This window comes from Breoghania sp., assembly GCF_030066895.1.
Lineage (GTDB): Bacteria > Pseudomonadota > Alphaproteobacteria > Rhizobiales > Stappiaceae > Breoghania.
In genome coordinates, this window is the sequence record NZ_JASJAV010000001.1 from 425405 (window position 1) to 445252 (window position 19848).

The 19848-nt window shown below is 61.1% G+C and carries 15 protein-coding genes and 5 pseudogenes; 14 read left to right on the forward strand and 6 right to left on the reverse strand.

What is annotated here, in order from left to right; translation table 11 throughout:
- The first annotated feature begins 66 nt into the window (after positions 1-66).
- The 6 genes from topA (at position 67) to rpmG (ending at position 7878) form a co-directional block, all read left to right on the forward strand.
- Positions 67-2751: a type I DNA topoisomerase gene (gene topA / locus QNJ43_RS02395; protein WP_300467068.1), complete on the forward strand. Its 2685-nt coding sequence runs from the start codon at positions 67-69 to the stop codon at positions 2749-2751.
- Positions 2752-2763: 12 nt separating this feature from the next.
- Positions 2764-5079 (forward strand): ribonuclease R, encoded by a 2316-nt coding sequence (gene rnr / locus QNJ43_RS02400; protein WP_300467070.1) that lies wholly within the window; start codon positions 2764-2766, stop codon positions 5077-5079.
- The gene (locus tag QNJ43_RS02405; RefSeq protein WP_300467072.1) at positions 5045-5509 is read left to right on the forward strand and encodes a DUF983 domain-containing protein; all 465 of its coding nucleotides are present in this window, start codon (positions 5045-5047) and stop codon (positions 5507-5509) included. The genes rnr and QNJ43_RS02405 overlap by 35 nt, the downstream gene beginning before the upstream one ends.
- A gap of 38 nt (positions 5510-5547) precedes the next feature.
- Complete coding sequence (locus QNJ43_RS02410; protein WP_300467075.1) at positions 5548-6270, forward strand: NUDIX domain-containing protein; 723 nt, start codon at positions 5548-5550, stop codon at positions 6268-6270.
- 103 nt (positions 6271-6373) lie between these two features.
- Positions 6374-7555, forward strand: a complete 1182-nt coding sequence (locus QNJ43_RS02415; RefSeq protein ID WP_300467077.1) for an MFS transporter — start codon at positions 6374-6376, stop codon at positions 7553-7555.
- Between the two features lie 155 nt (positions 7556-7710).
- Positions 7711-7878: a 50S ribosomal protein L33 gene (rpmG, locus tag QNJ43_RS02420; protein WP_300467079.1), complete on the forward strand. Its 168-nt coding sequence runs from the start codon at positions 7711-7713 to the stop codon at positions 7876-7878.
- A gap of 870 nt (positions 7879-8748) precedes the next feature.
- Here rpmG and QNJ43_RS02425 read toward each other — a convergent pair.
- From QNJ43_RS02425 to QNJ43_RS02435, 3 genes and pseudogenes are all read right to left on the reverse strand, one after another.
- Positions 8749-9870 (reverse strand): MFS transporter, encoded by a 1122-nt coding sequence (locus QNJ43_RS02425; RefSeq protein WP_300467081.1) that lies wholly within the window; start codon positions 9868-9870, stop codon positions 8749-8751.
- A gap of 386 nt (positions 9871-10256) precedes the next feature.
- A pseudogene (locus QNJ43_RS02430) lies at positions 10257-11629 on the reverse strand (PleD family two-component system response regulator).
- Between the two features lie 21 nt (positions 11630-11650).
- A complete protein-coding gene (locus tag QNJ43_RS02435) occupies positions 11651-12022 on the reverse strand; it encodes a response regulator (RefSeq protein WP_300467083.1) in 372 nt (123 codons plus the stop codon).
- Between the two features lie 137 nt (positions 12023-12159).
- Between QNJ43_RS02435 and QNJ43_RS02440 the strand changes: the two genes are divergently transcribed.
- The 3 genes and pseudogenes from QNJ43_RS02440 (at position 12160) to QNJ43_RS02450 (ending at position 14052) form a co-directional block, all read left to right on the forward strand.
- Complete coding sequence (locus QNJ43_RS02440) at positions 12160-12462, forward strand: DUF3572 domain-containing protein (protein WP_346432816.1); 303 nt, start codon at positions 12160-12162, stop codon at positions 12460-12462.
- The gene (locus QNJ43_RS02445) at positions 12455-12697 is read left to right on the forward strand and encodes a hypothetical protein (RefSeq protein WP_300467085.1); all 243 of its coding nucleotides are present in this window, start codon (positions 12455-12457) and stop codon (positions 12695-12697) included. Before QNJ43_RS02440 ends, QNJ43_RS02445 begins: the two co-directional genes overlap by 8 nt.
- 112 nt (positions 12698-12809) lie before the next feature.
- Positions 12810-14052: pseudogene (locus tag QNJ43_RS02450) on the forward strand (DNA polymerase IV).
- On the opposite strand, the gene QNJ43_RS02455 reads toward QNJ43_RS02450, so the two are convergent.
- Entirely contained in the window at positions 14049-14954 is a 906-nt protein-coding gene (locus tag QNJ43_RS02455; RefSeq protein ID WP_300467087.1) for a cell envelope integrity EipB family protein, read from the reverse strand. The pseudogene QNJ43_RS02450 and the gene QNJ43_RS02455 overlap by 4 nt on opposite strands.
- A gap of 226 nt (positions 14955-15180) precedes the next feature.
- On the opposite strand from QNJ43_RS02455, the pseudogene QNJ43_RS02460 reads away from it, so the two are divergent.
- From QNJ43_RS02460 to QNJ43_RS02480, 5 genes and pseudogenes are all read left to right on the forward strand, one after another.
- Positions 15181-15644, forward strand: a pseudogene (locus QNJ43_RS02460) (RidA family protein).
- 27 nt (positions 15645-15671) lie between these two features.
- The gene (locus tag QNJ43_RS02465) at positions 15672-16070 is read left to right on the forward strand and encodes a glycerophosphodiester phosphodiesterase family protein (RefSeq protein ID WP_300467089.1); all 399 of its coding nucleotides are present in this window, start codon (positions 15672-15674) and stop codon (positions 16068-16070) included.
- A complete protein-coding gene (locus QNJ43_RS02470) occupies positions 15979-16425 on the forward strand; it encodes a hypothetical protein (protein ID WP_300467091.1) in 447 nt (148 codons plus the stop codon). Before QNJ43_RS02465 ends, QNJ43_RS02470 begins: the two co-directional genes overlap by 92 nt.
- Before the next feature lie 122 nt (positions 16426-16547).
- A pseudogene (locus QNJ43_RS02475) lies at positions 16548-17863 on the forward strand (GNAT family N-acetyltransferase).
- Positions 17864-18022: 159 nt separating this feature from the next.
- Positions 18023-18456: pseudogene (locus QNJ43_RS02480) on the forward strand (HIT domain-containing protein).
- Positions 18457-18532: 76 nt separating this feature from the next.
- Here the strand turns inward: QNJ43_RS02480 and QNJ43_RS02485 are convergent.
- Complete coding sequence (locus QNJ43_RS02485; RefSeq protein WP_346432817.1) at positions 18533-18862, reverse strand: AzlD domain-containing protein; 330 nt, start codon at positions 18860-18862, stop codon at positions 18533-18535.
- Positions 18844-19602: an AzlC family ABC transporter permease gene (locus tag QNJ43_RS26620; protein WP_346432818.1), complete on the reverse strand. Its 759-nt coding sequence runs from the start codon at positions 19600-19602 to the stop codon at positions 18844-18846. Before QNJ43_RS26620 ends, QNJ43_RS02485 begins: the two co-directional genes overlap by 19 nt.
- Positions 19603-19848 lie beyond the last annotated feature (246 nt).

Below are 19848 nucleotides of genomic sequence, written 5' to 3' on the forward strand. Positions count from 1 at the left end.
CGTCCAGACACGTGACATAAGGGTCGCATGTCCTTCAGTTAAAACAGATATTCGTCTCAGTCATACATGAACGTCGTCATCGTCGAATCGCCCGCGAAGGCCAAGACAATCAACAAGTACCTAGGTTCGAACTATCTCGTCCTGGCCTCCTACGGACACGTGCGAGATCTGCCCGCCAAGGACGGGTCCGTGCGTCCGGACGAAGACTTCGACATGAGTTGGGCCGTTGATTCCAAGTCACAGAAGCGCCTCAACGAGATCGCCAAGGCGGTCAAGGACGCCGACCGGCTCATGCTCGCCACTGACCCCGACCGCGAAGGAGAGGCAATTTCGTGGCACGTGCTGCAGGTTCTGCGCAACAAGAAGGCGTTGAAGGACAAGCCGGTCGAGCGCGTCGTTTTCAACGCGATCACCAAAAGCGCCATCCTGAACGCGATGCAAAACCCGCGCACCATCGACGAGCCGCTGGTGGAAGCCTATCTGGCCCGCCGGGCGCTCGACTATCTGGTTGGGTTCACGCTCTCGCCGGTGCTGTGGCGCAAGCTTCCCGGTGCGCGCTCGGCCGGGCGTGTGCAGTCGGTTGCGCTGCGCCTCGTATGTGACCGCGAGGCGGAGATCGAAAGCTTTATCCCGCAGGAATACTGGTCGATCCTGGCAAACCTGACGATCGCCAAGGGCGACGGCGTCCAGGCGCGACTCACCGGCTTCGACGGCAAGAAGATCGGCCGTCTCGACATTGCCGGAGAGACGGAAGCCACGGCCATCCGCTCGATGCTGGAAAGCGCCGCCTTCAAGGTATCGTCGGTCGAATCCAAACCGACCAAGCGCAACCCCTACGCCCCCTTCACCACCTCCACCCTGCAGCAGGAAGCCTCGCGCAAACTCGGATTTGCCGCCTCGCGCACCATGCAGGTCGCGCAGAGGTTGTATGAAGGCATCAATCTCGGCGGCGAGATGGTCGGTGTCATCACCTATATGCGTACCGACGGCGTGCAGATCGCAGGCGAGGCCATCGGTGCCGCGCGCTCCGTCATCGGACGCAAATTCGGCGACAAGTACCTGCCGGAAAAGCCGCGCCACTATTCCACCAAGGCAAAGAACGCGCAGGAGGCTCACGAAGCCATCCGCCCGACCGACCTGGGGCGCCTGCCCAAGGACGTGAGCCGCTATCTGGATAACGACCAGGCCCGCCTCTACGAATTGGTTTGGAAGCGCACCATCGCCAGTCAAATGGAGTCGGCCACGATCGAGCGCACCACGGTCGATATCGAAGCCACGGGCGCCGGCAAACAGGCCCAGCTCCGCGCGACCGGCTCCGTCATCCGCTTCGACGGTTTCCTGACCCTCTATCAGGAAGGCCGCGACGATGATGACGACGAGGAATCGCGCCGTCTGCCGCCGATGGAGATGGGCGAACCTCTGACGCGTCAGGAAATCGAAAAGGCGATCGAGGCCAACCAGCACTTCACCGAGCCGCCCCCGCGGTTCACAGAGGCCACGCTGGTGAAGAAGATGGAAGAGCTCGGCATCGGCCGGCCGTCCACCTACGCCTCCACCTTGCAGACCCTGCGCGACCGCGACTACGTCCAGCTCGACAAGAAGCGTCTCATCCCCGACGACAAGGGCCGCCTTGTCACAGCGTTCCTTGAGAACTTCTTCAACCGCTACGTGGAATACGATTTCACGGCGGATCTGGAGGAAAAGCTCGACAAGATCTCCGCGAACGAACTCGACTGGAAGGAAGTCCTGCGCGATTTCTGGCGCGATTTCTCCGGCAATGTCGGCGAGATCAAGAACTTGCGCGTTTCCCAGGTGATCGACGCGCTCAACGAAATCCTCGCAGCCCACATTTTCCCGCCCACCGAGGACGGCAAGGACCCGCGCGTCTGCCCCGTTTGCGGCACGGGCCAGCTGTCCTTGAAGATCGGCCGCTACGGCTCCTTCGTCGGCTGCTCGAATTATCCCGAATGCCGCTACACCCGCCAGCTCGGCGTCAATGGCGACGACGAGGAGGGCGCGGCCTCCGACGGGCCGAAGGTTCTGGGTCAGGATCCCGAAACCGGTCAGGACGTAACCCTTCGCACCGGTCGCTTCGGCCCCTACGTCCAGCTCGGCGAAGAAGTCAAGCCCAAGCGCGCTTCTCTGCCGAAAGGCTGGTCGGCCGAGGCGATGGATCTGGAAAAGGCTCTCCGGCTTCTCTCGCTTCCGCGTGAAGTCGGCTTGCATCCGGAGACGGGAAAGCCCATCTCAGCGGGCATCGGCCGCTACGGTCCGTTCGTGCTGCATGACGGCACCTACGCCAATCTCGACAGCGTCGATGAGGTTTTCGAAATCGGCATCAACCGCGCGGTCGATGCGCTTGCGCAAAAGGCCGCCAAGGGCGGACATGGGCGCTCTACCCCGGCAGCGCTGAAGGAACTGGGCGAGCACCCGGATCTGGGCGGCCCGATTACCGTGCGCGACGGATGCTACGGGCCTTATGTCAACCACGGCAAGATCAACGCGACCCTGCCGCGCGACATGAACCCGGCCTCGGTGACGATGGAACAGGCCGTAGAGCTGATCGCCGCCAAGGCGGAGAAATCCGGCAAGAAACCTGCGGCGAAAAAAGCGACAGCCAAAAAGACGGCAGCCAAGAAGACCCCGGCGAAGAAAGCGACGACAAAGGCCAAGTCGACGACAACCAAAAAGACAACCACGAAAAAGTCGACGTCCGCATCCAAGGCCAAGGCGGAGACGGACGACGAATAGGCAAGGCACACTTTGGTATCCCACAAGTCCCGCCGGAGAGACGACGACCTCCCCTCGCGCGAAGAGATCCTCGCATTCGTCGCCGAAAACCCGGGCAAGGCCGGGAAACGCGAGATAGCCCGCGCTTTCGGCCTGACCGGGGCGGCCAAGATCGGCCTGAAACAGCTCCTGCGCGAGCTGGCTGAAGAAGGTTTGGTGGAAAAACGCCACCGCCGCCTGGCCATGCCCGGATCGTTGCCGCCGGTTTTCGTCGCAAACGTCACAGGACGCGATGCGGACGGAGAACTGCTCGGACAGCCGTCCCGCTGGTATGCGGAAGACGGCCCCGTACCGGCCGTCCTGATCGTCCCCGACCGCCACCGCAACGCCCCGCAGCCCGGCGTCGGCGATCGCGCCCTGGTGCGCCTTGGCTCCGGCAATCCCGGAGAACAGGCGAGCCATGTCGCACGCATCATAAAGATTCTGGAAAAAGAAAAGGCCTCGATCCTTGGCGTCATCCGCCTGAAGGAGGGAGACCCTGTCGCCCGTCTGATCCCCGTTGATCGCAAGCAGAAGGAACTGCCCATCGATCTGGGGGATCTCAATGAGGCGAAGGACGACGATCTCGTAGCCGTAGAGACAACACGCACCGGACGCTATGGCACCCCCAAGGCCAAGGTGATCGAGACAATCGGCTCGATGAAGCCGGAAAAGGCGATCTCCATGATCGCCTTGCACGAATACGGCATCCGCCACGTCTTCCCCCAGGCAGTGCTGGACGAGGCGGAGCGCGCCAAGCCGGTCAAGCCGAAGGGACGCGAGGACTGGCGCACGCTGCCGCTCGTCACCATCGATCCGCCCGACGCCAAGGATCACGACGACGCCATCTACGCCGAGCCCGACCGAGACGAGGCAAACCCCGACGGCTGGATCGTCACAGTCGCCATCGCCGATGTGGCGGCTTACGTGCTGCCCGGCTCCGCGATGGATCGCGAAGCGCATCTGCGGGGCAATTCGGTCTATTTCCCCGACCGCGTCATCTCCATGCTACCGGAGCGCATTTCCAACGATCTGTGTTCCCTGCGCGAGGGCGAGGACCGGCCCGCCATGGCCGTGCGCATGATCTTCGCCGCCGACGGACGCAAGAAGAGCCACACGTTCCATCGCGTGATCATGCGCTCTGCCGCCAAGCTCGCCTACGCGCAGGCCCAGGACGCCGTAGACGGGCGTACGGACGACAAGACGAGCCCTCTTCTGGATCCCGTGCTCAAGCCCCTGTGGGACGCCTATGCGTGCCTCAAGCGGGGCCGTGAGGTCCGTGAGCCGCTCGATCTCGATCTGCCAGAGCGCAAGGTGCTGCTCACCAAGGGCGGCTTCGTCGACCGCGTCGTCGTTCCCGAACGCCTCGATGCACACAAGCTCGTCGAGGAATTCATGATACAGGCGAACGTGGTGGTCGCGGAGACGCTGGAAAAACGCCGCACGCCGCTGCTCTACCGCATCCATGACGCGTCGAGCCCGGAGAAGCTGGAATCCTTGCGCGATTTCCTCTCCACCCTCGACATCAAGCTGCCGAAGGCGGGCACTCTGCGCCCCAGCCACTTCAACGGCATCCTGAAGCACGTCGAGGACACGCCCAACGCCGAACTAGTCAACACGGTCGTGCTGCGTTCTCAGGCGCAGGCAGAATATGCGCCGGGCAATATCGGCCATTTCGGGCTGAACCTGCGCTGCTACGCCCATTTCACCTCACCGATCCGCCGCTATTCGGACCTGATCGTCCATCGCAGCCTGATCCGGGCGCTGGATCTAGGGGACGACGGCCTGCCGGACGGCATCGACGGCAAGCTGAAGGCGATCGGGTCCGAGATTTCGGCGATCGAACGACAGGCCATGAAGGCGGAACGCTCCACGATCGACCGCCTGATCGCCCATTGGCTATGTGACCGCATCGGCGCACGCTTTACCGGCCGCATTGCGGGCGTCACCAAGTCGGGGCTGTTCGTCCAGCTCAACGAGACGGGAGCCGACGGCTTCATTCCGGCCTCGACTTTGGGGGCCGACTACTACCACTATGACGAAAGGTCGCATATTCTTGTCGGGAGGACGACGGGGGAAACATATCGGCTCGGTAGCCGCGTTGAGGTTAAGCTGGTGGAAGCTGCACCGCTGGCTGGCGCGCTACGATTCGAGATGTTGAGCGAGGGCATCAAGGGCCGTCCCATGCGGGGACGCTCAGGCAAGGCAAGCCTGGCGTCGAAGCAGAGGCACAGGACGGGAAAGCCGGCTGGTGCCGGGAGGAAGGGAAAAGGCAATGTCAGTCGAAACAAGAGGCGGCCCAAGTCTTGAGCCGCCGCCGCTGCCCAAGCGGAATCTCTCCCAGGCGATGAAGCGCGGCGCCTTCTGCCGTTGCCCACGCTGCGGCGAGGGAAGCTTGTTTGATGGATACCTGAAGGTTCGCCCAACCTGCGCGACGTGCGGCGAGGAATTTTTCCATCATCGGGCCGACGACGCCCCGCCCTATTTCACCATCCTAATCCTGGGCCATATCCTGATTTCCCTGGTTCTGGGAGTGGAGGCAGCCTTCCGTCCTCCCATGTGGGTTCACATGGCAATGTGGATACCGTTCTCCACGATCACCGCACTTCTTCTGCTGCGCCCCATCAAGGGTGCGCTTGTCGGCCTGCAATGGGCCCTTTACATGCATGGGTTCGATCCAAATTCCGAAGATGAATACGCCCTGATGGCGAGCGAAGGGAGAGGTTCCAACGACGCATGACCAATTTCGTCGAGCGTTTGAGTGCCGCTGAGAGGCGAATGGACTATGACAACGTACGCCCGAGCGACGCCGCAACTTTGCTCATTCTGGATCGCAAGGCGGGAGGAGAACCGCAGGTCCTGATGGGACGCCGTCACACCCGGCACAAGTTCATGCCGGGTAAGTTCGTCTTTCCCGGAGGTCGGGTCGATCCGCTCGACTCCCGCGTTTCCGTGGCCGGTGACTACGAGGATCCGGTCAAGTCCAAGCTCATGATAGCCATGAGGCACCGCAAGGGCGAGGCACGCGCGCGTGCCTTCGCCGCCGCCGCCATTCGCGAGACCTACGAGGAGGTAGGCGTCTTCATCGGCCACAAGGACGGAACGGACTGGAAGGCCCGGGGCGATTTTGCAGCCTTCGCGGAACGCGGCATCTCGCTCGATCTAAAGCCCATCCGCTTCATCGCCCGCGCCATTTACCCCGCCGCGCCGCTTCGACACGCGTTTCCTGGCCGTATGGGCGGATGCGATCTGCGACCAGCTGCCGGAGGGCACCGGCTCCACGGGAGAACTGGAAGAGCTGTGCTGGCTGAGCCTGGAAGAGGCCAAGAACCTCGAGATGCCGACGATCACGCTCACCATCATCGAGGAGCTGCAACAGCACCTCGCGGACGATCCCGATCTCGACCCGGCAACACCCGTGCCCTTCTACCACTGGCAAAACAAGGCCTTCGTGCGCGAAGAAGTATGAGGGCCGGATCCGCGTCCCGATCATTGACTTGAGGTGGCGCGGACGCTCCCCTTGAAGAGAAGCCCTTGAGGAAGAGCCGCGCACTGCGACGGCTCCCCCCCCGCCTCTTTATTTGCGTCACAGGATCAGCAGGCGATGTCCGAGGCGACGCCACCGCGAGTTTCTCCGATTTCCTCCGGCGCGCGATGGCGTGGGATCGCCGCGGCGATTTCCACGATCACCGCCGTGGGCATCTCGCTTGGCCTCAGCTTGCCGTTGCTCTCCCTCATCCTGGAGCAGCGCGGCATCTCCCCGACCTGGACCGGTATCAACACGGCTTTCGCCGGGATCGCCTCCGTCGTCGTCACGCCGTTCGTGACGCCGCTGACGCGGCGCGTTGGCACGGCACGGCTTGCCTTCTGGATGGTGATCCTGTCGGCCGTCTCGTTCTATCTATTCCACGTCATAGAGACCTTCTGGGCCTGGTTCCCGCTCCGCCTGGTCTTCCACGGCGCGGTCACGGCGACCTTCGTTCTGTCGGAGTTCTGGATCAACGCGCTCGCTCCCGCCAGCCGACGCGGCCTGATCCTGGGTATCTACGCCACCATTCTGTCGGCAGGTTTCGTCGTCGGACCGATGCTCTTTGCGGCAATCGGCGCAACGGGCATGCTGCCCTTCGCCATCGGCAGCACGATCCTCGTCATGGCCGCCCTCCCCGTGCTCCTTGCCCGCAGCACCAGTCCCATCATCGACGGCGGGCACGACCGCCCTTTCGCCCGTTTCTTCTTCATCGCACCGATGGCGACGCTGGCGGGATTCATTTTCGGATCCGTGGAATCGGGATCCATGTCGCTATTGCCGATCTACGGCGTTCACGTGGGAATGGAGACGACACATACCGCTCTGCTGGTCTCCGCATTCGTCGGCGGAAACGTGGTCATGCAGATCCCCATGGGATTGCTGGCAGACCGTTTCGAGCGCCGTCAGCTCCTGACGGCCTGCGCACTCGTGGGCGCACTCGGCGCTCTCGCCATCCCGCCCATGAGCGGCACGTTCGCGGGGCTTTCGCTGTTGCTCTTCCTGTGGGGCGGCATCATCGCGGGGATGTACACGATCGGGTTGGCGCATCTGGGCTCCCGTTTCACAGGCGCCAACCTCGCCTCCGCTAATGCGGCTTTCGCGATGATGTATTCCCTCGGCATGCTGGCCGGGCCGATGACGATGGGAGCAGCACTCGATACCGGCATCCCGGCGGCCATGCCGTGGACCGTTTCGGCGTTCTTTGCGCTTTATCTTCTCGTCGCCTTCCGGCGGATGCGCAAACCCGAAGGCATATGAATTCGGGAGAAATCGCACGCCTTCGGACACCTCACGCAAGAGCCCGCTTGACTTTGCACCGACGATGCGTAGGTTTTCGCACGATTTTCATGCCATCGCCCTCTCCCTGTTGCCGGATACTGGCCGCGAGGGCGTAGACCCAAGGGATAACGGCTATGGCCAAAGCCACAACGATCAAGATCAAGCTCGTTTCGACGGCAGATACCGGCTACTTCTACGTTGCGAAGAAGAACAGCCGCACGGTGACCGAAAAGATATCGATGAAGAAGTACGACCCGGTCGCGCGTAAGCACGTCGAGTTCAAGGAAGCGAAGATCAAGTAAGTCTTCTTTCCAGAAGACTGATATAAAAGCGCGGTTCAACCGCGCTTTTTTTGTGCCTGCCCCTCGCCGCTCTGACGAGAATCGCCACACTCAAATCGCAAAACGATCCCTTTCGCGCCAGCTTCAACCAGCGCGTGTGCGACCCGCTTCCTGTGGATTGAAACGACGCACATACCTGCACGCCATAGAGAATCTTGCCATGCTCAATGAATGGAGCTGGCGCAACCTGGTCGATGATAAGAGATCCGGAAGCGATGGTGACCGGCGGGAAGCGGGCGTTACGAGGAGGCCACTCATACCCGCTTTCCGACCGGCCAGATCCCACCGCCCCAGGAGATGCGGCGGACCTGAGCACTCCGTAGGGTAGCTGTTGAGAGCCTGTTCAGACGCGACCGCCGCTTCGCGGAAGCTTGGGCGAGCACTATCGTCTCGCATCGACCGTCTCTGTCGCAAAGCGGATGTCTCGTGTCCCGTTCAGGAGAACGGCACGTTCTTCTTGAAGCGAACGCACCCAGACTTCAGTCAAACGTACCGGCCCTAAAGGACGCTTCAAATGCGAAGCTGGTTCCGCTTACTGATGCTGCCCTCTCCTCTGCGGGGCCTGCTGCAAGACTCTAACTCCAAGGTTAACACTACTCGACACCCGGGATTTTTCAACGCTTTGTTGGTGTTTAAGTCTAAATTGCCTTCAATTTTAGTAAACCGTTAACCTTAAGGCTGGGCGTTCTGGACGTGGGACAATTACCCCCAAAGCCTTTCCCCTATCCGGGATAACTCCGCATTCCCCCAAACGCCGATTGAAGCGGACGACATCATTCGCATGGCATTCGTTTTACATACCTGAGCGATGTCGACTGTCGCGGCTAAAGGCTATTTCCGCTCGCGTTTCAGTGCGGCGATATAGATTGCCAGGAAGATCACCAGCAATATGGGCGACAAGCAGTACATCTCGGCATAGCTCGTCGCCAAAACAATTGCCCCGGTCAGAACGGCCCCGCTGGCATAGCCGAGGTCCAACGACGACATGAAGATGCCGTTGGCCGCGCCCTTGCGATCGGCGGGTGAACGCCCGACCGCCCAAGCCTGCAGAGAGGGCTGCACCATGCTGAACCCCAGGCCATAGAAGAGCGACGAGACGACCAGCAAAAGCTCCGAGTGGGAACAGGACAGCAGGAGAAGCTCGACAATCATCGCCACGATACCTGGAATGATGATGACGGCGTGCCCCTTGCTGTCGAAGATCCTCCCCACCAGCGGACGGCTTATGACGATCATCAGCACATAGCCGATGAAAAACATGAAAACATTTGCGATGCCGCTTTCGGCGCCGAACAGCATGATGAACGTAATGATGCCGCTGAAGGCAACCGAATGGAGGAAGCACAGAAAGGCGGGAAGAACAGCGCGCGGCTCAAACCGTCTCGCCGGCAGCGAGACGAACGGCTTTCGTGCCGCATCCGGCCGATTGAAAGGCGAAGCGCCAAATCGCAGACACACCATGAGCGCGGCGGCAAACAATACCGTCGAACAACCAAGCATCGCGGAAAAACCGGCCCAATTCATCAGCCATGCCCCCACCACAACGGACAGGGACGTGGCGAAGACGATCGATAGGGCGAAATAGCCGATCCCCACCCCCATTCGACGCGGCGGAACGATATCGGAGGCGATCGTCGCCAAGGCGGTTGACGTCATGCCCCATCCGACACCCTGACAGAAGCGGAGGACGCACACCGACGGGATCTGCGATACGGCGAAAAGCAGAAGATTGGTGACAACCAGAATGGCACCGCCGATCAACAGAACCGGTTGTCGTCCGACCCTGTCCATCAGCGAACCGAAGACGGAGCGCGACAACAGGGCGGCAATCGCAGCCGCGCTGTAGGTGAGACTGGCACTCAGGTTGGATCCGCCGGCTTGCCGAATATGCGCGGTCAACGTGGGAACGAGCATTTGAAAGCCGACATAGGCAATGAAAGTGCTGAAAAGCAACGAGATGTACCGGCCCGTTCAGAGGTCGGCCGTAGATCGATTCAAGGCAGAAACTCCCCGTCCTCTGCCAGCTAAGATCAATCCTTTATTCCGGAGCGCCCGAAACCGGGCGACAGGTTGCCGGACTCGGAAGTCCTAGCGTGGCAGACCGCAAGCACAATAAGTCGAGATTGGAGAAAACTGCAGGAATTTCGCTCTCGTGCGACGATATGGGGGGCGACGCGACCGCACCTTCAACGCTCAATCAGCCAATAAACATCCAGCACGAACACGAGATTTACATGCGGATAAAATTCACCTTGATACAGCTCAGGGGAAGTTTCTGCGCCACCCTGTGATGGATACCGCCGATACGTGGCTTGTGAAGGATTGGCGTAAAGAGCTTGTCAGGCCGCATCAGCGACGACGCGGTTGCGCCCGTCCCGCTTTGCGGCATAGAACGCGGTATCAGCGCGTTTGATCAGGTGTTCGATCGTATCGTCACGCCCGGCGACCGCCGCCACGCCGACGCTCACAGTCACATCGATCGCCTTCGCCCCGCCCTGCACCATGAACGGCTCGTACGCGATGCGCTTGCGCACCCGTTCCGCCACTCCATAGGCAAGAGCCAGGATCCGTGTCCGGCATCACGATGACGAATTCCTCACCGCCATAGCGGCACACCAGATACTGCCCACGCAACGAGCAGTGCATCCGGTACGCGAATTCCTTCAACACCTCATCGCCCACATCGTGGCCGTAGGTGTGGTTGATCGACTTGAAGAAATCGATATCGCAGATCAGGAAGGTCAGCCCCGTGCGTCGCTGCTGCGCCTGCTGGAAAGAGCTTTCCAGATGGGTGAGCAAATAGCGCCGGTTATGCAGGCCGGTCAGCTCATCGGTGACGGCCATTTCCATGGTCTCGCGCACCGAATGCAGCAGATAGTCGGCATAGCGCTTGCGGCGCACCTGCGTGCGCGTGCGTGCGATTAGTTCGTTCGTATCGACCGGACGCCGGATATAGTCGTTGACGCCGATTTCCAGTCCGCGGACCAGCCGCTCTTCGTCTTCCGGCTCCACGATCAGCAGAATTGTCAAGGAACGTGTCCGCTCAAGAGAACGCAGTTGCGAGCACAGACGCAGGCTGTCGAAGCCTTCCAGAGATAAGGACAGAAGGACAACGTCGAAATCGCCGCCCGCAACCCGAAAGAGCGCCTCCTACGGGTTGGTCTCCACCGAAACGTCCAATGCGCTGGAGAGCCCCCGGCAATCCGCTCATAGGACGAGCGCCGGTCATTGACCAGCAGCGCCTTCCCGGCGCTGACGCGCAGAGTGTCCTCCACGTCGTCCATCTCGTCGTGGCCCATCTCCCGATTGGTGTGGGCCCGCATGGTCAGTTCGTCGGCGGCACGCTTCAGCCGGATGAGATTTCTCACACGCGCGATCAGCGCGATCTCGCTGTCGGGCTTGGTGAGAAAATCATCCACTCCGGCTTCGAGCCCACAGACCCAATCGGACGCCTGTCGAGCGCCGTCACCATGACGATCGGTACATGACGGGTCACCGGATTGGCCTTGAGACGTCGGCAGACCTCGAACCCGTCCATGCCCGGCATCATCACGTCGAGCAGAACGATGCCGCATTCTTCGTTTTCGCAGATCTCGAGCGCTTCCTGACCGCTGGTGGCAGTCAGGACCTCGAAATACTCCGCCATCAACCGCGCCTGAAGCAGCTTGACGTTGGCAGGTATATCGTCGACCACTAGGATGCGTGCGGACATGGGCTCGCATGAGCTCCTTGTTCAAGCTTCCCCGAGATAGAAACGGACCGTTTCCAGAAACTTCGCGACGGAAATCGGCTTGGAGATATAGGCTTCGCATCCGCCCTGGCGGATTCGCTCCTCGTCCCCCTTCATTGCGAAGGCAGTGACGGCGATGACCGGAATGGTCTTGAGATCGTCGTCTTCCTTGATCCATTTGGTCACCTCCAACCCCGAGACCTCGGGCAACTGGATGTCCATGAGGATCAGGTCGGGCCGGTGGGCGCGCGCCAGGTCGAGCGCTTCCAGACCGTTTCGGGTCTGAAGCGTTGCGTAGCCATGCGCTTCGAGCAGGTCGTGGAAGAGCTTCATGTTGAGCTCGTTGTCTTCCACGATGAGCACGGTTTTTGCCATCAGAGCGCCTCTACTGGCGGGGCGAGGACGGCTGACGGCTTGCGAGGGTCTCTTCCCTTGCAGCACACTTTCAGCAACCCCGTCCCCCGGATATCGGTGAAAAGACTAACGTGGATTCGTTTCGGAAAGGCAAACAGGTGATCGGAATCGAGCGAGACAGCGGATTGACGCCGCAAGAGGCAGAAGGAATCGCCGTCGAGGCACTGGGCTTCATCGCCCGTGAACCGGATCATCTTGGCCGTTTTCTCGCTTTCTCGGGCCTTGGTCCCGACACCTTGCGCGATGCGGCGGCAGAACCCGGCTTCCTCGCAGGTGTCCTGGAATTCCTCATGTCGGACGAGTCGCTGCTGCTCACCTTTACCGAAAACGCGCGGATACGGCCGACGATGATCGCCGTCGCCCATTTCCGCCTCGTTGGATCGGTCGACGACGATGTCTGAAGGCCGGGCCGGAGTAAACCCCGCATTCGGACAAATCGCGAACCTGACGTCGGTACGCAACGCGGTTCTCGGCGTCCACATCATCCAGTTCATCGCCGATCCACGCTTTTTCGCCGGAGCAGATCCCGTGGAAGGCGCGACACTCTTCACCAACGACTGGCAGCGACCCGCGCCCATATCGAAACGCTGCTTGAGGCGGGATAACAGCGCCGCCGACAATCAAGGCGCGTGCTGACCGCCGAGCTTCGGGTTATAATTTCCCCTCTTCACTACGACGGGTTCGTCAAGCCATGCAATCAGGCCCCTCCCAGCCCGGCCGGCCCCTCAAGGCGCTATGCCGCGATTGCATGACGCCCGTCTCCCCGACTGTGCCGCACTGTCCCTCCTGTGGCAGCCCGCGCATCGTACGGCATGACGAACTGGATGAGTTGACGATCGCCCATATCGACTGCGACGCCTTCTACGCATCGATTGAAAAGCGCGACGATCCGAGCTTGCGCAACAAACCGCTCATCGTCGGCGGCGGCAAGCGGGGCCTGGTCTCCACCGCCTGCTACATTGCCCGTATCTCCGGCGTGCATTCGGCCATGCCGATGTTCAAAGCGCTGGAAACCTGCCCGGACGCGGTTGTCATTCCGCCCGACATGGAGAAATACAGCCGGTATCGGACGCGAGATCCGCGAAATGATGCGGGCGCTGACGCCACTCGTGGAACCGCTTTCCATCGACGAGGCCTTCCTCGATCTCACCGGCACGAAACGCCTGCACCATGCAAGCCCGGCCGAAACGCTCGCCCGTTTCGCCGCCACGGTCGAGCGGGAGATCGGCATCACCGTCTCCGTCGACCTGTCGCACAACAAGTTTCTGGCCAAGATGGAGTCCGACATGGACAAGCCGCGTGGGTTTTCCATCATCGGCCGGGCTGAAACGGCCTCGCTGCTGGCATCCCTGCTGGTCTCGAAGATCTGGGGCGTGGGCAAGTCGCTGGAGGGAAAGCTCGCCGCCGACGGCATCACGGCCATCGCGCAATTGCAGGCAACCGACGAAACGGATCTCGCCAAGTACTACGGCACAATAGGGCTCCGTCTGGCCTACCTTTCCCGCGGCCGCGACGATCGGAAAGTCTCACCAGACAACGAAGCCAAGAACGTATCGGCAGAAACGACCTTCAACACCGACATCCGCGATGCGGATGAATTGATCCGGGTGCTACGCCGTCTGTCCGAGAAGATCTCCTTCCGGCTAAAGAAGGCAGGCATTGCCGGACGCACGGTCACGCTGAAGCTCAAGACACCTGATTTCCACATCCATACCCGCTCCCGTCAGCTTGCCGATCCGACCCAGCTTGCCGACAGGATCTTCCGCACGGGACGCGAAGTGCTTCTCGGAGAGACGAACGGCCGCCGCTTTCGCCTCCTCGGCATCGGCGTTTCAGATCTCTGCGATGCAGCCTTTGCCGACCCGAACGATCTGGTCGACGAGGCCTCAACCCGCGCCGCCAAGGCAGAGCACGCAGTCGATACGCTCAGGGAGAAGTTCGGCAAGGACGCGGTCGAGCTAGGCTTCGTTTGGGGCGGCAAGCGGTCCTAATTTGCCGGGCACGGAGCCGCGGGCTTGTAAAACTCGATATCGCTCAGGCCTCCGTCGATGGAGAAATCGCCATAATCGAGCAGCAAGCGGCGGGTGATGCCGTTGGCGTAGAGAAGAAACGATATCTCGTAGATCGGCGCGCTTTCCGTCATCTGCGTGCTGGAATCGTAGTAGCTGACCGTGACCGGCCAGGCACGTTCCTTGCCGATCTTGGCGACGACATCCGCATGATCTTCCCCGCGCACGGCAGCGTTTGCGGACGCCTCGTTTCCATCTGTCTTGTCAACGGGCTTGCCGATAACCGTCAGAGTTGGGAACACGGCTCGGCCGCTTTCCGACCCGTCAAACGTATCCGCTTGAAGAATATGCCTTCCCGCCTGTGCAGCAGCGATGATCGCCTTCGTGTGTTCGACAGGGAGAAGCGCGTCGCCTTCGAAGGAAAGCGTTTCCTCGTCCGAGCGCTTCAGATCGACGACGATCCCGGTATCGTCATGGCGCGCATGCCCGAGCGTGTCTTCCGTTTGCACGCCGTTGGCGAAGGTACGCACGGTGAAATCGAAGCCATTGCCACCTTCGTGGGACGACGTCTTCAGGTCCGTAAGCTGAGATCCGCCCTTGGTATCGAAGGCCCTCATCACCAATCGAAATGTCGACGTATACCCCTCACACCGCGATCCGCTAATGTCGTAGACGATGCGACCGTCAACGGCGGCGATGCCGGACCGATCGCTGGCGTCGTGCAATTTCAGGTTATAGACCGCGCGATGCGGTACCAGATCCTCAACATTGGAAAGGGCCTGAGCCTGAGCGGCCGACAAGCCCATGAACGCGGCGGTCGCAATCCCCGCAACGCCCGAAAACAAACGGAAGGATTTGAAGGAACGACGAACGGAGTGCGGCACGGATGAGCCTCTCGACCTGGGGACGTTTACGCGCGCGCCACACCTTGGAATGGGGATGCGCTCCGCGCCGAAACCCGACGGAGACAACGGATGAAACAAGTCGGCGCCATGCGCCTGTCCAAGCTTGATAACATCCCCGCATGAAAAGAAAGGATAACCCCGTTGCCGCCATTCGCAAATTGCGCCAATGCCCCCACCTCATTTTCCTGATCTGCCGGAGCCTCCCATGAGTGCATCGATCGAAACCAGACTTGCCGATCTAGGCATTGTCCTGCCCAGTCCCGCCGCCCCTACCACCAACTATGTGCCCTATGTACTCAGCGGACGCACCTCTATATCTCCGGGCAACTCCCCTCCGACAGCTCCGGCATTGGCTTTAAAGACCGCTGCGGCGAAGATCTCTCGGTGGAAGACGGTCAAAAGGTCGCCCGCCTGTGCGCCATCAACCTTCTTGCCCAGGCCAAGGCCGCGACCGGCGACCTGAACCGCATCGCCCGGCTGGTCAAGCTGACCGGCTTCGTCAACTGCACGCCCGATTTCGGCGACCAGCCGAAGGTCATCAACGGCGCGTCGGAGCTGATAGTCGAGGTTCTGGGCGACAAGGGACGTCATGCCCGTTCCGCCGTCGGCGTCGCCGGGCTTCCCTTCGGCGTTGCGGTCGAGGTCGAGGCGATCTTCGAGCTGTCCTGAGACCATCGCTGAACGGGACACGTGCCCATGTCTGCCCCCGATTGGCTGACCGCCCGACCGATTGCCCACCGCGGATTGCACGACGCATCCGCCGGTCGCATCGAAAACAGCCCAAACGCGGTTGCCGCTGCGCTTGAGCGCGGTTTTGCCATCGAAGTCGACCTGCAGGAAACGGCCGACCAGGGAGCCGTCGTCTTCCATAACGACAATCTCGATCGGCTGACCCGCGAAACGGGTCCGGTCCGGACGCGCACGCTTGCCGAGCTCGTAACCATTCCGAGTTCGCGACGGCAAGGACAGGCTTTGGGATCTGGATGCCCTCGTCGCCGGTCGCGTGCTGCTCATCATCGAGTTGAAGTCGCTCAACGCCCGCAACGGCCAACGTGCCTTCGTCGAAGGTGTCGCCGAAAAGCTCGCCTCCTATGACGGGTCGGTGACGTTGAAAACGTTCGATCCCGAAATTCTGACCAATATTCGCCACGCCATGCCGGACCGCCCACGCGGCATCCTGGCGGAGAACACGCGCAGCGCGGAATGGCGCCGACAATTTGGCGTCATGGAACGCTTCATCCTGCGCAACATGCTGCATTGGCCACGCACCCGGCCCGATTTCATATCCTACGGCGTGCACTCCCTGCCCGCCCCCGCGCCCTGGATCATGCGCCACCTTTTCGGCGTGCCGGTCATGACCTGGACAGTGCGCACGGCCGACGATCGCGCGGCAGCTGCCCGCTATGCAGATCAGATCGTTTTCGAAGGCTTTGATCCGGATCGGATCTAGTCTCCGATCTCGACGGATCCCGCATTCCGATTTCCACGCGGATCATCCAGATCGCGCGTGACCATAGAACTGCCCGAACGACGTACTAGATATTCAAGAGCCTCGTCCCAAGCCATCAAGCGATGACCGACAGTTCGAACCACATCATCCGCGTCCTCTCCACCCTCGCCGATATTCCGGCAACCCGCTGGGACCGACTGGCCAATCCAGGCTGGATCCTGAGTGAGAGAGGACGACTTGAATCGTCACATCAAGCAGAGCGCACCTCTGCCCCAACAGGCGCGACCAAGCCCCTGACAGGCGGCGCAGATCCTCGACCGCCTGAATCAAAACTTCAAGAACCTGAATCAAAACGCGAAGAAACCACCTTCAACCCATTCATTTCAAATGCGTTTTTATACACACTTGAGGAGTCCGGCTGCGCAGCGCCCCGCACGGATTGGTTGGCACAGCACCTGTTGCTGGAAGACGAGGACGGGTCACCGCTGGCCGCAGCCCCCTGCTATGTGAAGACGCATTCGCAAGGCGAGTACGTCTTCGATTATGGCTGGGCGGATGCATTTGAACGGACCGGCGGGCGCTACTATCCCAAGCTGCAGATCTCGGTGCCGTTCACGCCCGCAACCGGTCGCAGGCTGCTCGTGGGTCCCGACATCGACCGCGACACCGGCCGTGCCGTTCTGGCCGCCGGTCTCCATCAACTGTGCGACCAACTCGGCCCCTCTTCCGTCCACCTCACCTTCCTGCCGAAGGACGAAGCCGAGTTTCTCGACCGCGACGATTTTCTCATTCGCACCGATCGCCAGTTCCATTGGACCAATCGCGGTTACGAGACATTCGACGACTTCCTCTCCACGCTGGCCTCGCGCAAGCGCAAGGCCGTGCGTCGCGAACGTCGCGAAGCGCTGCAGAACGACATCACGATCGAATGGCTCACCGGCAAGGACATCACCGAGGACCATTGGGACGCCTTCTACGAATTTTACATGGACACCGGCTCGGGCAAGTGGGGACGGCCTTACCTCAACCGCACCTTCTTTTCGATGCTGGGGGAGCGCATCCTGCTGGTGATGGCCCGACGGGATGGTCACTACATTGCCGGAGCGCTCAACATGATCGGCTCCGATACCCTCTATGACCGTTACTGGGGCTGCACGGAGGATCACCCCTTCCTGCATTTCGAGCTATGCTACCACCAGGCCATCGACTACGCGATCAGCCACCGCCTCAGGCGCGTGAAAGCGGGAGCTCAGGGAGCACAACAAGCTCGCCCGCGGAATACATGCCCGAGACGACCTGGTCGGCCCACTGGATCGCCCATCCCGGCCTGCACCGTGCGGTTGAGGATTACCTAGAGGATGAACGCCGCGCGGTGGCGGAAGAACAGGAGGTCCTGAGCCACCACGCCCCCTACAGACGGGGTGAAGGGACTGAGTGAGAGCCCTGAAACGACTCCCGTTTCGGCGCGAGTTGAATCGTTTTCTCAATGCCGGGCGCCGCGGCGCGACTGCGTCGTGCACCTTCGTCTCGTTTTGTCCGAAGCGAATTTGAGCTATAGGAAACGCGATCCTAACAACAACCGGTGGAAGCTGAGTCCATGACCACGCCCGACTATGCCGACCAGAACGTCTTCGCGAAAATCCTGCGCGATGAATTACCCTGCCACAAGATCTATGAAGACGACAACACCCTGGCCTTCATGGACGTGATGCCTCGCGGCGACGATCATGTGCTGGTGGGTCCCCAAGGCCGCTTCGCGCAACCAACATTTTCGACATCGCCCCCGCCGACCTAACGACGCTGATGGCGACAGTCCAGAAGGTCACCCGCGCCAGCATCGCCGCCTTTGAGGCCGACGGCTGCACCATCCAGCAGTTTTCAGAAGAAGCAGGCGGACAGGCGGTCTTTCACACCCACGTCCACGTCATTCCGCGCTTCACCGGCGTGAGCCTGCGCCCCCATACCGGCGAGATGGGCGATCAGGACGTGCTGGCCGCTCAGGCCGAAAATATCCACCAGGCGCTGTCCTGACCATCTTCAAAGAGCGCTTCACACGATGACCGGCACGAACGCCGCGCGAAACCTGTCTCCGCAGCGTTCCGTGCGTTCATAACTCCAGCACCATCCAGCCGCCGATCGGGATCGCCCCAGCGCTCAATATCCCGAATATGAGGCGCTGACGGGTGCTCAGAAATACCGCGAACCCGGCCACAGCCGCGACAACGCGCAGCCAGATCGGCGCCTCCGCCAGCGAACCGGCCGGAAACAGGATCAGCCTCGCGATGACGCCCGCCACCAGCGCGGTCGCCACCGCCTTGACCCAGGCGAGTATCTCGCTGTCCTCGCGCAGACGACCCGCGACCACCACGCCAATCCAGCGCCATATGTCAGTCGCAAGCCAACCTGCGACGATGATCATCACATAGAGGGCCACCACCAGGCATCTGTCATCGCATTCATGGCCGCACCGCGTTGGCGATGCGCGTCCCGGCATAAGCCAACGTGCCGCCGAGAAGTCCGGTTCCACAGAAGATCGAGCCCCAGCACATAGACATAGAAGAGCGGTCCCAGAACGAGCCCGGCGGTCATAGCCGGCTTTTCCTCGCTCTGCCGCGACGCCTCCCACAAGTAACAGAGAAAGTAGACCGGGATCAGCAGGAACAATGCCGCCGTCAGAGGCTCAGGCATGGCACCCACAAGCTCATAGGCAATGCCGGTCATGCAGAAAAGACGAACCCGGAAATCGTCGCCCCGAACCCCAGGAAGAAAGGCAACCTCCCCTCTCTCGGCAGGTTCGGCAGGTGGATCATCGCGTAGACCCAGGCCGTCACCGCGACGAAATGAGAGGTCAGACAATTTCCAGCGCGGCATTCGACGCCCTTCGACCCGCAGGACGGGCATCAACGCCACGGACATGGGCATCAAGCGCACCGATGCGAGCGCCACGGCGATCTCGGTGGGAATGAGCTCCATGCCGGAGGTGATAGCTCCCGTCATCACCACGATGGAAGGCAGCGCCCACACGAGCCCGGTCAGCGCCAGCGTTTCGCCGAGCGACAGCCCGCTCCCACGCGCAAGCCCGGCATATCCGATAAAGGCCGCGGTCTCAGAATGACGGCAGGAAGTGAAACCACGGCACGAGCACCGCGAAAGAACCGGACGCAACCGGAAGGACAAGGCTCCGGCCGTGACATCTCATCGACTTCAGACAAGGGACAGATCCATTTGGAGATTTAAAAATTAGAGATGACACACTAACAAGCCGGAACCGCTAGGTCAGGTCATAAGATGCATGTGCTGACGGATAGCCTACGCATTTTTGTCATAGCTAAAATGGAAAAATCGGCTCTGGAAAAGGATTTCCTCCCCCAAAACAAAAAGGGCCGCCCCACGGGACCGACCCTTTCTCTGTTTCGTATGGCG